The sequence below is a fragment of the Micromonospora sp. NPDC048040 genome (assembly GCF_055587185.1).
This window is the reverse complement of the sequence record NZ_JBVJGT010000017.1, coordinates 40,399-53,560: the sequence shown is the minus strand read 5'-3', so window position 1 is coordinate 53,560 and position 13,162 is coordinate 40,399. Positions and strand designations below refer to the sequence as shown.

Genomic DNA, 13,162 nt, shown 5'->3' with positions numbered 1-13,162 from the left:
TTCCGAAGGCGGGTCGATGATCGTCAACGAGCAGCAGGCGCAGGCGTGGAACGGCTACGAGGGGCGGCACTGGGCCGCGCACCACGACCGCTACGACGCGGTGAACAGCGGGTTCAACGAGGCCCTGCTGGCGGCCGTACGCCCCGGTGACCGGGTCCTCGACATCGGCTGCGGCAACGGCCAGCTCACCCGGCTGGCGGCCGGCCGGGCGGGCGCCGGCGAGGCGCTCGGCGTCGACCTCTCCGCCCCCATGCTGGAACGGGCCCGGGACCGGGCCGTCGCCGAGCGGGTGGACAACGTCCGGTTCCACCAGGCCGACGCGCAGGTCCACCCGTTCCCGCCAGGGGCGTTCGACGTGGCGCTGAGCCGCTTCGGGGTGATGTTCTTCGCCGACCCGGTGGCCGCCTTCGCCAACCTCGGCCGCGCGCTGCGGCCCGGCGGTCGCCTCGCCTTCCTCTGCATGGACGACATCCGCCGACGTGACCTCGGCCAGGTGCTCGCCGCCCTCGCCGCCCACCTGCCCCCGCCGGACGGGGACGGGACGGGGGTGGCCGAGCCGCTGTCGCTGGCCGACCCGACGGTGGTCGACCGGGTGCTCACCGCGGCCGGCTTCACCGACGTCGACTGCGCCGCCGTCGAGGCGCCCCAGGTCTGGGGACGGGACGCCGCCGATGCCGCGGCCTTCCTGGCCGGCTGGGGGCCGATCCGTCACCAGTTCGACCGCGTGGACCGGTCGACCGTCGACCGGGCCACCGCCGCGCTGACCGAGGCGCTGCGCCGGTACGAGCAGCCCGACGCGGTACGCCTGCGCGGCACCGCCTGGCTGGTCACCGCCCGCCGCCCCGGCTGACCGGGGCGGTCGGCCGGCCTTCGGCGACGTCTCTACGATTCGGGTGATGTCACCCAGGACAGCGGCGGCCCTGCGGGGCGGCGACCGGAGTCTGCGCGATCACCTGATCGCCACGGCGGAGCGGCTGATCGCCGACCGTGGCGTGGCCGGGTTGACCGTGCGCGACATCGCCCGGGCCGCCGGCGTGGCCGACGGCGTGCTCTACAACCACTTCGCCGACAAGGAGGAGTTGCTCGCGCACGCGCTGCACGCCCACGTCCGCGCCGCCGAGGAGCGGGCGGGCGGGCCGGCGCCGGAGCCGGGCACCGGGACCGTCGGGGCGAACCTGCGCGCGCACCTTACCCGGGCCCTCGCGCTGCACGCGGCGGTCCTGCCGGCCTTCACCGGGCTGCTGCACCAGCCCCGGGTGCTCGCCCGCTTCGCGGAGCTGCCCGGTCCCGTCGCGGGTGGCTCGGTGCGCGCCGAGCTGGCCGACTACCTGCGGGCGGAGCAGCGGCTCGGCCGGGTGGCCCCGGACGCCCGGCCCGACGCCGTCGCGGCCCTGGTCGTCGGGGTCTGTCACGACCTGGTGCTCGGCCACCTGCTCGACCCGGCCGCCCCGGCCCCGGCCGAGCTGCCCGCGCGGACCGTCGACGACCTGGTCGTCACCCTGCTACGCGGCATCGCCCCGGCGCCCGACTGAGCCGGGCCGGGGCACCTGTCGCCCCGCCCGGGAAACACCGCTCAGCGCAGGCGCGGGAACACCTCGCGCTGGTAGAGGTCGAGCATGCCCTGCCAGTTCGGCCCCGTGTTGGCCACGTAGACCTCGTCGAAGCCGGCCTTGGCGTACTCGTCGATCTTGGCCAGGTGCGCGTCGGCGTCCCGCCCGCAGACGAACGCGTCCTTCATCATCTCCGGCCGGACCAGCTCCGCGGCCTGCTCGAAGTGCCGCGGCGAGGGCAGCACCTGGGGCAGTTCGCCCGGCACCCCGGCGTTCGGCCAGCGCTCGTACGCGATCCGCATCCCCTCCTCCTCGGTCTGCGCGTACGCCGCCTTGAAGCCGGCCTGGCACGGCTTGTCGCCGCCGCCGCCCGCGCGGAACCGCCGGACCAGATCGGCGTCGGGGGACGTGTTGACGAAACCGTCGCCGATCCGGGCCGCCAGATCGACGGCCTTCGGGCCGAAGCCCGACACGTAGATCGGCGGGGGAGTGTCCGGCAGCGTGTAGATCCGGGCGTGCTCAACGGTGTAGTGCCGGCCGTGGTGGTTGACGAAGCCGCCCCGCCAGAGTTCGCGGATCACCGCGACGGCCTCCTCCAGCATCTCCAGTCGGACGTCGGTCTGCGGCCAGACGTCGCCGAGGATGTGCTCGTTGAGCGCCTCGCCGCTGCCCACCCCGAGCACGAACCGGCCGGAGTGCATGACCGCGCTGGTGGCCGCCGCCTGGGCGACGATCGCCGGGTGGACGCGCACCGTCGGGCAGGTGACGGCGGTGGTGACCGGGAGTCGGCAGACCTGGCTGAGCGCGCCGATCACCGACCAGACGAAAGGGCTCTGCCCCTGCGCGTCCGTCCACGGGTGGTAGTGGTCGGAGATCCAGAGCGCCTCGAAGCCGGCCCGCTCCGCGGCGCGCGCCTGTTCGAGCAGCTCCGCCGGCGCGTACTCCTCTGTGGACAGAAAGTAGCCGATCCTCATGTTTCCCCCTCGCCGTGTCGTACCGGGTCCAACGAGGCAGGCGGTACCCCGGTGGCCGCCGTCGGAACCGGCCGGGCCGCGCGGGCGGGGATCAGCGCCGGAACATCGCGCGGATCGCGGCGAGCAGCAGCAGGCCGCCGACCACCAGGCCGAGCAGGCGTACGCCGGGGACGTCGGCCGGGCTCGTCGCGTCGGCCAGCAGCAGGGGATCCATCCCCGAACTGTCCCCAGCTCCGCGGCCGACGGCAACTGTAAAGTTTATTGACTATTCGGTCGGGCGATGTGACCATGGCAGCACCGCCGCCGGTGGCGGGCCGCCGGGGCGCGGAGAAGACGGGGGTACGACGACCGCATGAGCGAGCGAACCATCAGACACCACGCGGGCGGGCCGGCGTGAGCGGGCGCGCCGGCCGGACGCCGGGACACCGGCAGGTGGCGCCCCGCGCCGGGCGGGCCGAAGTGGTGGCGCCCCGCGCCGGGCGGGCCGAGGTGCTGGCGTGAGCGCCGGAAGCCTGGCGGCCCTGGCCGCCGCCGTCCTGCAGCCCGGATTCGTCGGCACCACCCCGCCGCCCTGGATCTGCCGCTGGCTCGGCGAGGGGCTCGGCTCGGTGGTGCTCTTCGCCCGCAACGTGGTCGACCCAGAGCAGGTGGCCGCGCTGACCGCCACCCTGCGCGCCGAGCGCCCCGACGTCGTCGTCGCCATCGACGAGGAGGCCGGCGACGTGACCCGGATCGAGTCCGCCCGGGGCAGCTCCCGGCCCGGCAACCTCGCCCTCGGCGCGGTGGACGACCCGGCGCTGACCGAGCAGGTCGCCCGGGACCTCGCCGCCGACCTCGCCGCGCTCGGGATCACCCTGGACTACGCGCCGGACGCCGACGTCAACTCCAACCCGGCCAACCCGGTGATCGGCGTCCGCTCCTTCGGCGCGGAGCCGGCGCTGGTCGCCCGGCACACCGCCGCCTGGGTGCGCGGCCTCCAGGCCGGCGGGGTCGCCGCCTGCGCCAAGCACTTCCCCGGGCACGGGGACACGCGGGTCGACTCGCACCACGCCCTGCCCCGGATCGCGGCCGACCGGGCCCGCCTCGACGCCGTCGAGCTGGCCCCGTTCCGGGCCGCCGTGGCCGCCGGCGTGCAGGCGGTGATGACCGGCCACCTGCTGGTGCCGGCGCTGGACCCGGAGCTGCCGGCCACCCTCAGCGGCCGGATCCTGGGCGGGCTGCTCCGCGACGAGCTGGGCTTCTCCGGCGTCGTGGTCACGGACGCGGTGGAGATGCGGGCCGTCGCCGGCCGGTACGGCTTCGCCGGCGCGACGGTGCGTGCCCTCGCGGCCGGGGCCGACGCGATCTGCATCGGCGGCGAGCGGGCCGACGAGGAGTCGGCGCGGCTGCTGCGGGACGCCATCGTCGCCGCCGTCGTCGCCGGCGACCTGCCGGAGGAACGCCTCGCCGAGGCGGCCAAGCGGGTCGGCCAGCTCGCCGCCTGGACGGTGACCGCGCGCGCCGAGCGGCCGCCCCGGCCCCGTCCCTCCGCCGAGGGCTCGGCCGTCGGGCTGGCCGCCGCCCGGCGGGCGCTGCGGGTCACCACCGCGCCCGCCGGCGTCGGCGCGCTGCCGCTGGCCGGCCCCGCGCACGTGGTGGAGTTCGAGCCGCCGCGCAACATCGCGATCGGCCCGGAGACGCCGTGGGGCCTGGCCGCCCCGCTCGCCGACCTGCTCGCCGGCACCACCACCGCCCGGTACGCCGAGGCCGACGTGCCCGCCGACCCGACCGCCGGTGCGGCCGGCCGGTGCGTGGTGCTGGTGGTGCGCGACCTGCACCGGCACGACTGGGTGCGGGCGGCGGTGGGCCGCGCGCTGGCCGCCCGCCCGGACGCGGTCGTGGTCGAGCTGGGCGTGCCCGAGGCGGTCACCGGTGCCGTTCACGTCGCCACCCACGGCGCCACCCGGGCCGCCGCCCGCGCCGCCGCCGAGCTGCTGACCGGTCGCTGACCCGCCCGTCCCGCCGACGTCGCCGACCGCCGGGTCGCCCCCGCTACGCCTCGGGGACGACCAGGTCGGCGTACTCGGGGTGGCGGTCGATGAAGGCGGCCATGAACGGGCAGCGGGGCACCACCCGCGTGCCGCGCTCGCGGAGCTGGTCGAGGGTGTCCCGGACCAACGTCGCGCCGACGCCCATGTTCTGGAACTTCGGGTCCACCTCGGTGTGGGTGAAGACCAGCACCTCGCCGCGCGGCAGGTACGCGGTGAACCCGGCCAGCGCGTCGTCGACCAGGATCTCGAACCGGTGCTTGGCGGGGTTGTCCTCGACCAGGGTGCTCACCCGGCCATTCTGCCCCCGCCACCGGCGAGCCGGTCCAGTTCGGCGAGCAACCGGTCCACCTCGTCGGCCGTGTTGTAGTGGTAGATGCTGGCGCGCACCGCCCCGCCGCTGTCCCGCAGCCCCGTCGCCTGGAAGTACTCGTAGGCGTAGTAGTCGCCCGCGGAGAGGCAGAACCCGGCCGCGCCCAGCTCCTCCTGGGTGCGCTGCGGGGAGAGCCCGGCCAGCCGGAACGACACCGTCGGGCAGCGCCGGGCGGGGGAGCCGAGCACCCGGACGCCGGGCAGCCCGACCAGCCCGCCGAGCAGCCGGTCCAGCAGCGACTCCTCGTACGCCTGCGCGGCGGCCAGCCCGGCCCGCAGCCGCTCCCGGCGGCTGCCGGTGGCCGCCGGATCCAGCCCGGCCAGGTGGTCCACCGCGGCGGCGACCCCGGCCAGCAGCGGGAAGCTCGGCGTGCCGTACTCGAAGCGGTCCGGCACGGCGTCGGAGGAGGGCCGCAGCTTCGCCGGACGCAGTCGCTCCCAGGCGGCCGGCTCGGCCACCACCGCGGCCAGGTGCGGCCCCGACCACTTGTAGGCGCTGGTGACCAGGAAGTCGGCGCCCAGCGCGGCGAGGTCGGTGGGGCCGTGCGGCACCGAGTGCACCCCGTCGACGCAGACCAGCGCGCCGGCCGCGTGCGCGGTCTTGGCGATCGCCGCCACGTCGGGGACGGTGCCGATCGCGTTGCTGCCGGCGGTCACCGCGACCAGCCGTGTCCGCTCGCCGACCAGGTCCGCGTACTGCCCGGCCGGCAGCTCCCCGGTGACCCGGTCGAACTCGGCCCAGCGCACCGTCGCGCCGGCCGCCTCGGCGGCCTGCACCCAGGGGCGGACGTTCGCGTCGTGGTCGAGTCGGGAGACCACCACCTCGTCGCCCGGCCGCCAGCCCGCGCCCAGGGTCCGGGCCAGGGTGTACGTCAGCGCCGTCGCGCTCGGGCCCAGCACCACCCCGTCGGCTTCCGCGCCGAGCAGGTCGGCCACCGCCACGCGGGCGGCGGCCACCATCTCCAGCGACCGCTGGCCGGGCGGGAACGCGGCGCTGCGGTTGCCCATGGCCGCGCGCATCGCGTCGGCGACCGCGTCGACCACGGGCGCGGCGGTCTGGGTGCCCCCGGCCCCGTCGAGGTGGACGAAGCCCTCGGCCAGGGCGGGGTAGGCGGCGCGGGTGCGGGCGATGTCGAACGGCATGCCCGGGACCCTAGCCGCGCCGGCCCTCACCGGTGCCGCCACCTGGGCGGATGATCATCACAATGCCGGGGTCGCGGTCGTCTCGTACCCTTGGCCGCGTGACGAACCGACGCGTGTACTCCCCGCTGACCCCCACCCGCCGGGCTGCCGGCCTGCTGGCCGGCCTGGCGCTCGGCGTCGCCCTGCTGGCCGGTTGCAGCTCCGAGGGCGCCTCCACCGACTGCGGCCTGAACGCCTGCACGGTCACCTTCGACCGTGGCGTCGAGGCCAGCGCCACCATCCTCGGGGTGGAGGCCAAGCTGGTCGGCGCGCAGGGTGACCAGGTGACCGTCGAGGTCGCCGGCGAGCAACTGACGCTGACCACCGGCCAGCAGGCTACCGACGTCGGCGGCTTCTCCGTGACGCTGGACAGCGTCACCGACCAGGAGGTCAAGATCCGGGTGGCGACCGCCGGCAACTGACCGCCCGGGGTGGCGGTGGCCGACGTTTGGGGATCTTCGCATTCGGAGATTGTGGCGCCATGTCACTCACCTGGAACGCCGAAGCCACCGCCGCCCGCACGGCGCACAGCCGGTGGCTCGAACTGTTGGCCCGGGCCGGTTTCATCGGCTACGGCATCGTGCACCTCCTGTTCGCCTGGCTGGCGTTGCAGATCGCGTTCGGGAAGCCCGCCGACGACGGCGACCAGTCCGGTGCGCTGCGCACCATCGCCGCCCAGCCGCTGGGCAGGTTCCTCGTCGTCACCATCGCGGTCGGCCTGTTCGCCATGGCGATCTGGCAGGCGCTGGAGGCAGCGGTCGGGCACCGCGCCGAGCGCGGCAAGGAGCGGGTCTGGGAGCGGCTGGCCTCGCTCGGGCGGACCCTCGTCTACCTCTACTTCGCCTGGACGGCCGTCAAGGTCTTCAAGGACGCCGGCTCGAACAGCGCCGACCAGCAGGAGGCGCTGACCGGCCGGGCGATGGAGTCCTCCGGCGGTCGCTGGCTGGTCGGCCTGGCCGGGCTCGTGCTCGCCGCGATCGGCGTCGGCCTGGTGATCTACGGGCTGGTCAAGCGCTTCGAGAAGCATCTCAGAAGCGGTGAGATGAGCCCGCGGACCCGCCAGCTCGCCCGCCGGCTCGGCATCGCCGGCTACGTCGCCAAGGGCGTCGCGTACGGCATCGCCGGCCTGCTGATCATCCTGGCCGCCGTCAACTACGACCCGGAGAAGGCCCGGGGCCTGGACGCGGCGCTGCGCACGCTGCGCGACCAGTCGTACGGTCAACTGCTGCTCACCCTCGTGGCCCTCGGCATCGCCGCCTTCGGCCTCTTCTGCTTCCTCCAGTCCCGGTACCGCAAGGTCTGAGCCTGGTCGATTCCGGGGCCGTCCGGCACTATTGGGCCTTTGCCCCGAAACAGGCCGCCCGGTCCGGAAGAGGAGAAAACCTGTGCAGAGCTACCTCGGGACGATCGTCGCCGCGCTCGCCGCGGCGGCGATCGCCCTGTTCGTCGTCGAGGTCGTGCATCGCGTGGTCCGGCGGCTCGGCCGGCGCTCGCTGCTGCTGACCGAGCTCACCGAGCACGCGCACCGGTCGATCCAGGTCGCCGCCACGGTCCTCGCCGTCCAGTTCGCCGTCCGCTTCAGCACCGGCTACGCGGTCGGCGAGCAGTGGCGGCAGGTGCTGCTGCACGCGCTGGTGCTCGGCGTGATCGCGAGCGTCGCCTGGCTGGTCGCCTCGCTGCTCGTGGTGGCGGAGGACACGGCGCTCGCCCGGTTCCGGGTGGACGTGCCGGACAACCGGCACGCGCGGCGGGTGCGGACCCAGGTGGTGATGCTGCGCCGGTTGACCATCGCGGTGATCGTCGTGCTGGCGGTCGGCGTGATGCTGATGACCTTCCCGGCCGTACGCGGCATCGGCGCCGGCGTGCTGACCAGCGCCGGTGTCGTCGGTGTGGTCGCCGCGCTCGCCGCGCAGAGCCTGCTGGGCAACGTCTTCGCCGGCCTCCAGCTCGCCTTCAGCGACGCGGTGCGCCTCGACGACGTGGTGGTGGTCGAGGGGGAGTGGGGCCGGATCGAGGAGCTGACCCTCAGCTACGTGGTGGTGCAGATCTGGGACGACCGCCGGCTGATCCTGCCCACCTCGTACTTCACCACCAAGCCGTTCCAGAACTGGACCCGCACCGAGGCGGCCGTGCTGGGCACCGCCGAGTTCGACGTCGACTGGGCGATCCCGGTGCAGGCCATGCGGGAGGAGCTGCGCCGCCTGGTGGAGAGCACCGACCTGTGGGACGGCCGGGTCTGCGTGCTCCAGGTGACCGACGCGACCGGCGGCATGATCAAGGTGCGCGCCCTGGTCAGCGCGGCCGACGCGGGCAGCCTGTGGGACCTGCGCTGCCTGGTCCGCGAGCACCTGGTCGCCTGGATCCGGGACCAGCGGCCGACCGCGATGCCCCGGATGCGTACCGAGATCGGCGACGCGGAGAGCAACCTGCCGTGGCAGTGGGTACGGCCCCGCCGGCCGGTGCGCCGCCTCGCCGACGGCGAGGTGCCCGACGACGCCCGGGTCTTCGGCGGCAGCGACGACGGCGACGCCCGCAGCGAGGCCTTCGTCGGCCCTGACGAGCCCGCCGAAACCCGCCGCTGACCCCCGCGCCCCTCAACCCCCGCGCCCCTCAACCCCCGCGCCCCTCAACCCCCGCCCCTGCCCCACCCTGCCCCGCCCCGCCCCGCCCCGCCCCGCGATCTTGCGCATCGTGCCCTCCGGATGCGGAGAACGTCCGCTTTGCCGGGGCGGAAGGGGCAAGATCGCGAGGCCGGGTGGGGGTCGGGGGGAGGGCAGGGGTGGGTGGGTCGTGACCTGTGGGGGCTGGGGGCGGTTGGAGGTGTGGGTGGGGTTGTGCCTCGTGGGGTGGCCGGGCGGAGTGCGCTGGCTCGGGAAGTTTGACCGGGCATTTCGTGGGGACCTGCTGCGCGACGCTTCTGCACCTCCTCCCGCGCGCCGTCCGCCGGCACGAGGGACGCGGCGGCCCGGGCTCACCGGCCGGCGCGCGAAGGATTGACGGGCGGCGACTCCGGGCATACAGCGCGGTGATGATGAAAGGAGGACAGCATGGCTGACGTGGCGAACGCCCGCACCTCCCGCGACGGGAGCGAGCCGTCCACCGCCGAGCTGGTGCAGCGGGCCACGGAGCAGGTCTCCCGCCTGGTCCGCGACGAACTGGCCCTGGCCCGCGCAGAGCTGACCCAGAAGGGCAAGCATGCCGGCATCGGCATCGGCCTCTTCGGCGGCGGCGGGGCGCTGGCGCTCTACGGCCTGGGCGCCCTGGTCGCCACCGCGATCCTGCTGCTCGATCTGGTGCTGCCGGCCTGGGCCGCGGCCCTGATCGTCGCGGTGGTGCTCTTCGTGATGGCCGGCATCCTCGCCCTGGTGGGCAAGAAGCAGGTCAGCCAGGCGGTCCCGCCGGTACCGGCGGCCACGGTGCGCAGCGTCCGGGCCGACGTCGACACCGTCGCCGCCGCGGTGAAGGACAGGGGGCGGGCATGACGACGGGCAACGGACGGGGCACCGGCGACACCGAGGCCCTCCGGGAGGAGATCCGGCGGACCCGGGTCGAGTTGGGCGAGACCATGGAGGCGTTGGCCGCCAAGGCCGACGTCAAGGCGCGGCTGAAGTCCTCCGCCGACCAGGCGAAGGAGCGGATGCGGGAGCAGGCCGCGCAGACCGTGGCCCGGGTGCGCGGGCAGGCGGCACAGAAGGCGCAACTCGCGCGAGGGCAGGCGCAGGAGACGGGCGCGGTCGTCCGGCGCAACCCGGCGCCGTTCGTGGCCCTCGCGGCCGGCGCAGTGGCCGCCGCTATCGTGCTGTTGATCGTCCGGGGGAGGCGTAGGTGAGCAGGAACATCGGGAGGGCCGCGTACAAACCGGTCGGCGTGCTGATGGGCATCGCCGCCGGTGCGGTCGCGGGCATGATCTTCCGGCAGGTCTGGAAGGTGACGGCGGGCGACGGCGAGGCGCCCAGCGCCACGGACGAGGACCGCGGCTGGGGCGAGATCCTGGCGGCGGCGGCCTTGCAGGGCGCCATCTTCGCGGTCGTCCGGGCCGCCGTCGACCGGGGCGGCGCGGTGGGCGTACGCCGGCTGACCGGGCACTGGCCGGACTGACCCGGCTTTCGCCGAAGGCTCCCTCGCCGTGGCAGTGAGGGGGCCTTTCGCACGGCGGTAAGCGCCCACCCAGCGGATCTTCGGCATCCGTCAGGTCACATGTCGGAGAATTTCGTCGGGTAGGCTGTGCAGAGTTTTTGCGTACGTGGTTTGCTGTTCCACGCTGTTGAGAGATGGCGTGGGTTGAGAGAAGTCTCCTTCAATGGGGGCCGCCTCAGGCGCCGCTGCTCGAAAACGGCCAATCGGCCGCACGGCGTGCTCGGCCGCCAGTTTTAGAAGGAGATACACATGGCGCAGGGAACCGTGAAGTGGTTCAACGCTGACAAGGGCTTCGGCTTCATCACCGTCGACGGCGGGGGTGCTGACGTGTTCGTCCACTTCTCGGCCATCCAGACCAGCGGCTACCGCACGCTGGAGGAGAACCAGCGGGTGGAGTTCGAGATCGCCCAGGGTCAGAAGGGTCCGCAGGCCGAGCAGGTCCGCCCCATCTGAGCACCGCCGGTCGGCAGTCGCCGGCCAGTGGATGATCCGACGCCCGGATCACCAGTGAAGCCCCGTATCCCGCCCGGGATGCGGGGCTTTCCGCGTATCCGGGTGCGGTCGGCGCGCCGGGGCCGGGGGGCGGGAGCGCCGGGGCACTCAGCGGCGTCGGCGGGCGCGCAGCCCGGACCAGAGCAGGGCGAGTCCGATCAGGACGACGAGCGGCCCGAGGATCGCCCAGAGTCGCTGGTCGGTCATCAGGCTGCCCTCGACGTAGCCGAGGCCCTGCACCGTCCAGACCGCCCCGCCGACCACGGCGAGCAGGCCGAGGGTGAGCGGCAGCCAGCCCTTCATCGTGACTCCCCTTCGTCGATCCCCGTCCCGGGGAACCGTCCGACGAGCTGCTCGCTGCCCGGCCCGATCGCCCCGACGTGCCGCCCCGGCCGGGGGAAGGTCCGCTGCTCCATGCCACCGAGCCTAGTGATCCCGCTTGTGGGGCCGCGCCACGGGCCGTACGGTTAACAAGACGGACGTACGGTTTGGGAGGCTGTGATGTGGGATCCGACGACATACCTGCGCTACGGCGACGAGCGCTCCCGGCCCTTCCACGACCTGCTCGCGCGGGTCCCGGCCGAGCGGCCGCGCGCCGTGGTCGACCTCGGCTGCGGGCCCGGCAACCTGACGGAGACCCTCGCCGGACGCTGGCCGGACAGCCGCGTCGTCGGCCTCGACTCCTCCGCGGAGATGATCGCGCGGGCACACGCCACCGCGTCCCCGGTCTCCTTCGCGGTGGGCGACGTCCGGGACTGGCGGCCGGAATCCGACGTGGACGTGGTGGTCAGCAACGCGGTGCTGCAGTGGGTCCCCGGCCATCGCGAGCTGCTCGCCCGCTGGGCGCGTGAGCTGCCCGGCGGGGCCTGGCTGGCGGTGCAGGTGCCGGGCAACTTCGACGCGCCCTCACACCGGGCGCTGCGCGAGGTCGCCGGCCGCCCGGCCTGGCGCGCCGACCTCGCTCCACTGCTGCGCGAGGCCCCGGTCGACGACGCCACCGGCTACGCCGGGTTGCTGACCGGTGCCGGCTGCGCCGTGGACGCCTGGGAGACTACCTATGTGCACCTGCTGCCGGCCCGCGCCGACGCGGACCACCCCGTGCTGACCTGGATGGAGGGCACCGCGCTCCGGCCTGTCCGCGCGGCCCTGGACGCCGCCGGCTGGGCCGACTTCCGGGCCGAACTCGGCGTACGCCTCGCGCAGGCCTACCCGGCGCGACACGGTCAGGTGTACTTCCCGTTCCGACGCGTCTTCTTCGTCGCCCGTACCGGCGCCCGTGCAGAGGAGAACATGTGACCGACCTGCAAACCTTCATCGCCGGACTGCCCAAGGTGGAGCTGCACGTGCACCACGTCGGCTCCGCCTCGCCCCGGATCGTCGCCGAGCTGGCCGCCCGCCACGAGGGTCGCAGCCCCGTGCCCGCGGACCCGGCCGCGCTCGCCGACTACTTCGCCTTCCGCGACTTCGCGCACTTCATCGAGGTCTATCTGAGCGTCGTGGACCTCATCCGCGACCAGGAGGACGTCTGGATCCTCACCCACGAGGTGGCCCGCGAGCTGGCCCGCCAGCAGGTCCGCTACGCCGAGCTGACCGTGACGCCCTACTCGCACGTGCACCGGGGCATCCCCGCGCCGGCGTTCTGCGAGGCGATCGAGGACGCCCGCAAGCGGGCCGCGGCGGACTTCGGCATCGAGCTGCGCTGGTGCTTCGACATCCCCGGCGAGGCGGGCCTGCCGGCCGCCGAGGAGACCCTGCGGATCTCGCTGGAGGAGCGCCCGGACGGGCTGATCAGCTTCGGCCTGGGTGGCCCGGAGATCGGCGTGCCCCGGCCGCAGTTCAAGCCGTACTTCGACCAGGCCCGGGCGGCCGGCCTGCGCTCGGTGCCGCACGCCGGCGAGACCACCGGCCCGCAGACGGTCTGGGACGCGCTGCGCGACCTGGGCGCGGAGCGGATCGGGCACGGCATCTCCGCCGCGCAGGACCCGGAACTGCTGGCCCACCTCGCCGAGCACCAGATCGGCATGGAAGTCTGCCCGACCTCCAACGTGCGGACCCGTGCGGTCGCCACCATCGACGAGCACCCGTTGCGGCAGTTGGTCGACGCCGGCCTGCTGGTCACCGTCAACTCCGACGATCCGCCGATGTTCGGCACCACCCTCAACGACGAGTACGCCGTCGCGGCCCGGCTGCTCGACGCGGGGCCGGAGGGGCTGGCCGCGCTGGCCCGCAACGCGGTGACCGCCTCCTTCCTGGACCCGGCGGGCAAGCAGCGGATCGGGGCCGAGATCGACGCCTACGTGGCGGCCGTCACCCGCTGAACGGGACGGGGGAGCCGGCGCGCGGCGTAACAGGAGAGCGTCGCGCGCCGCGCAAAAGTAAGGTGCGGCGGGAGAGCGTCGCGCGTCGCGCGGAAAGGTGTGGCGGGAGA

General features: G+C 74.5%; 17 protein-coding genes. 12 read left to right on the top strand and 5 right to left on the bottom strand.

The window, feature by feature from the left end:
• Positions 1 to 16 precede the first annotated feature (16 nt).
• Positions 17 to 850, top strand: coding sequence for a class I SAM-dependent methyltransferase (locus tag ACZ6O2_RS18415; RefSeq protein ID WP_466023644.1), 834 nt, complete (start codon positions 17 to 19; stop codon positions 848 to 850).
• A 46-nt stretch (positions 851 to 896) separates the two neighbouring features.
• Positions 897 to 1,532, top strand: coding sequence for a TetR/AcrR family transcriptional regulator (locus ACZ6O2_RS18410; protein ID WP_466023643.1), 636 nt, complete (start codon positions 897 to 899; stop codon positions 1,530 to 1,532).
• A gap of 41 nt (positions 1,533 to 1,573) precedes the next feature.
• Here ACZ6O2_RS18410 and ACZ6O2_RS18405 read toward each other — a convergent pair whose 3' ends face one another.
• Both ACZ6O2_RS18405 and ACZ6O2_RS18400 read right to left on the bottom strand, forming a co-directional pair.
• Positions 1,574 to 2,524, bottom strand: a complete 951-nt coding sequence (locus ACZ6O2_RS18405; RefSeq protein WP_466023642.1) for a TIGR03557 family F420-dependent LLM class oxidoreductase — start codon at positions 2,522 to 2,524, stop codon at positions 1,574 to 1,576.
• A gap of 91 nt (positions 2,525 to 2,615) precedes the next feature.
• Positions 2,616 to 2,738, bottom strand: a complete 123-nt coding sequence (locus ACZ6O2_RS18400) for a hypothetical protein (RefSeq protein ID WP_350686202.1) — start codon at positions 2,736 to 2,738, stop codon at positions 2,616 to 2,618.
• Between the two features lie 283 nt (positions 2,739 to 3,021).
• Here ACZ6O2_RS18400 and ACZ6O2_RS18395 point away from each other — a divergent pair, with 283 nt between their 5' ends.
• Entirely contained in the window at positions 3,022 to 4,512 is a 1,491-nt protein-coding gene (locus ACZ6O2_RS18395) for a glycoside hydrolase family 3 protein (protein ID WP_466023641.1), read from the top strand.
• Positions 4,513 to 4,555: 43 nt separating this feature from the next.
• On the opposite strand, the gene ACZ6O2_RS18390 is transcribed toward ACZ6O2_RS18395, so the two are convergent.
• Positions 4,556 to 4,843 carry a GNAT family N-acetyltransferase gene (locus ACZ6O2_RS18390; RefSeq protein WP_350706281.1) on the bottom strand — a complete coding sequence of 96 codons (288 nt, stop codon included), beginning with the start codon at positions 4,841 to 4,843 and terminating at the stop codon, positions 4,556 to 4,558.
• Positions 4,840 to 6,066 (bottom strand): cysteine desulfurase-like protein, encoded by a 1,227-nt coding sequence (locus ACZ6O2_RS18385; protein WP_466023640.1) that lies wholly within the window; start codon positions 6,064 to 6,066, stop codon positions 4,840 to 4,842. Before ACZ6O2_RS18385 ends, ACZ6O2_RS18390 begins: the two co-directional genes overlap by 4 nt.
• A 98-nt stretch (positions 6,067 to 6,164) precedes the next feature.
• On the opposite strand from ACZ6O2_RS18385, the gene ACZ6O2_RS18380 reads away from it, so the two are divergent.
• From ACZ6O2_RS18380 to ACZ6O2_RS18350, 7 genes are all read left to right on the top strand, one after another.
• The gene (locus tag ACZ6O2_RS18380) at positions 6,165 to 6,527 is read left to right on the top strand and encodes a hypothetical protein (RefSeq protein WP_466023639.1); all 363 of its coding nucleotides are present in this window, start codon (positions 6,165 to 6,167) and stop codon (positions 6,525 to 6,527) included.
• 59 nt (positions 6,528 to 6,586) lie between these two features.
• Positions 6,587 to 7,408, top strand: coding sequence for a DUF1206 domain-containing protein (locus ACZ6O2_RS18375; RefSeq protein ID WP_466023638.1), 822 nt, complete (start codon positions 6,587 to 6,589; stop codon positions 7,406 to 7,408).
• An 82-nt stretch (positions 7,409 to 7,490) separates the two neighbouring features.
• Positions 7,491 to 8,687: a mechanosensitive ion channel family protein gene (locus ACZ6O2_RS18370; protein ID WP_466023637.1), complete on the top strand. Its 1,197-nt coding sequence runs from the start codon at positions 7,491 to 7,493 to the stop codon at positions 8,685 to 8,687.
• 465 nt (positions 8,688 to 9,152) lie between these two features.
• Positions 9,153 to 9,587: a phage holin family protein gene (locus ACZ6O2_RS18365; protein ID WP_350706272.1), complete on the top strand. Its 435-nt coding sequence runs from the start codon at positions 9,153 to 9,155 to the stop codon at positions 9,585 to 9,587.
• Positions 9,584 to 9,934: a DUF3618 domain-containing protein gene (locus ACZ6O2_RS18360; protein WP_350706270.1), complete on the top strand. Its 351-nt coding sequence runs from the start codon at positions 9,584 to 9,586 to the stop codon at positions 9,932 to 9,934. The genes ACZ6O2_RS18365 and ACZ6O2_RS18360 overlap by 4 nt, the downstream gene beginning before the upstream one ends.
• Before the next feature lie 8 nt (positions 9,935 to 9,942).
• Positions 9,943 to 10,203: a DUF4235 domain-containing protein gene (locus tag ACZ6O2_RS18355; protein ID WP_466023676.1), complete on the top strand. Its 261-nt coding sequence runs from the start codon at positions 9,943 to 9,945 to the stop codon at positions 10,201 to 10,203.
• Between the two features lie 288 nt (positions 10,204 to 10,491).
• Positions 10,492 to 10,695, top strand: a complete 204-nt coding sequence (locus ACZ6O2_RS18350) for a cold-shock protein (RefSeq protein WP_007075740.1) — start codon at positions 10,492 to 10,494, stop codon at positions 10,693 to 10,695.
• A 147-nt stretch (positions 10,696 to 10,842) separates the two neighbouring features.
• Here ACZ6O2_RS18350 and ACZ6O2_RS18345 read toward each other — a convergent pair whose 3' ends face one another.
• A complete protein-coding gene (locus ACZ6O2_RS18345; protein ID WP_350706266.1) occupies positions 10,843 to 11,037 on the bottom strand; it encodes a hypothetical protein in 195 nt (64 codons plus the stop codon).
• 198 nt (positions 11,038 to 11,235) lie between these two features.
• On the opposite strand from ACZ6O2_RS18345, the gene ACZ6O2_RS18340 reads away from it, so the two are divergent.
• Positions 11,236 to 12,030, top strand: a complete 795-nt coding sequence (locus ACZ6O2_RS18340) for a trans-aconitate 2-methyltransferase (RefSeq protein WP_350706264.1) — start codon at positions 11,236 to 11,238, stop codon at positions 12,028 to 12,030.
• Positions 12,027 to 13,052 (top strand): adenosine deaminase, encoded by a 1,026-nt coding sequence (locus tag ACZ6O2_RS18335; RefSeq protein WP_350706262.1) that lies wholly within the window; start codon positions 12,027 to 12,029, stop codon positions 13,050 to 13,052. The genes ACZ6O2_RS18340 and ACZ6O2_RS18335 overlap by 4 nt, the downstream gene beginning before the upstream one ends.
• Positions 13,053 to 13,162: the final 110 nt, after the last annotated feature.

Excerpts from the sequence above, each read along its gene's own strand:
- ACZ6O2_RS18360 (WP_350706270.1), top strand. The coding sequence starts at position 9,584 with ATGACGACGGGCAACGGACGGGGCACCGGCGACACCGAGGCCCTCCGG.
- ACZ6O2_RS18410 (WP_466023643.1), top strand. The coding sequence starts at position 897 with ATGTCACCCAGGACAGCGGCGGCCCTGCGGGGCGGCGACCGGAGTCTG.
- ACZ6O2_RS18350 (WP_007075740.1), top strand. The coding sequence starts at position 10,492 with ATGGCGCAGGGAACCGTGAAGTGGTTCAACGCTGACAAGGGCTTCGGC.
- ACZ6O2_RS18375 (WP_466023638.1), top strand. The coding sequence starts at position 6,587 with ATGTCACTCACCTGGAACGCCGAAGCCACCGCCGCCCGCACGGCGCAC.
- ACZ6O2_RS18385 (WP_466023640.1), bottom strand. The coding sequence starts at position 6,066 with ATGCCGTTCGACATCGCCCGCACCCGCGCCGCCTACCCCGCCCTGGCC.
- ACZ6O2_RS18405 (WP_466023642.1), bottom strand. The coding sequence starts at position 2,524 with ATGAGGATCGGCTACTTTCTGTCCACAGAGGAGTACGCGCCGGCGGAG.
- ACZ6O2_RS18365 (WP_350706272.1), top strand. The coding sequence starts at position 9,153 with ATGGCTGACGTGGCGAACGCCCGCACCTCCCGCGACGGGAGCGAGCCG.
- ACZ6O2_RS18345 (WP_350706266.1), bottom strand. The coding sequence starts at position 11,037 with ATGAAGGGCTGGCTGCCGCTCACCCTCGGCCTGCTCGCCGTGGTCGGC.
- ACZ6O2_RS18400 (WP_350686202.1), bottom strand. The coding sequence starts at position 2,738 with ATGGATCCCCTGCTGCTGGCCGACGCGACGAGCCCGGCCGACGTCCCC.
- ACZ6O2_RS18340 (WP_350706264.1), top strand. The coding sequence starts at position 11,236 with ATGTGGGATCCGACGACATACCTGCGCTACGGCGACGAGCGCTCCCGG.
- ACZ6O2_RS18415 (WP_466023644.1), top strand. The coding sequence starts at position 17 with ATGATCGTCAACGAGCAGCAGGCGCAGGCGTGGAACGGCTACGAGGGG.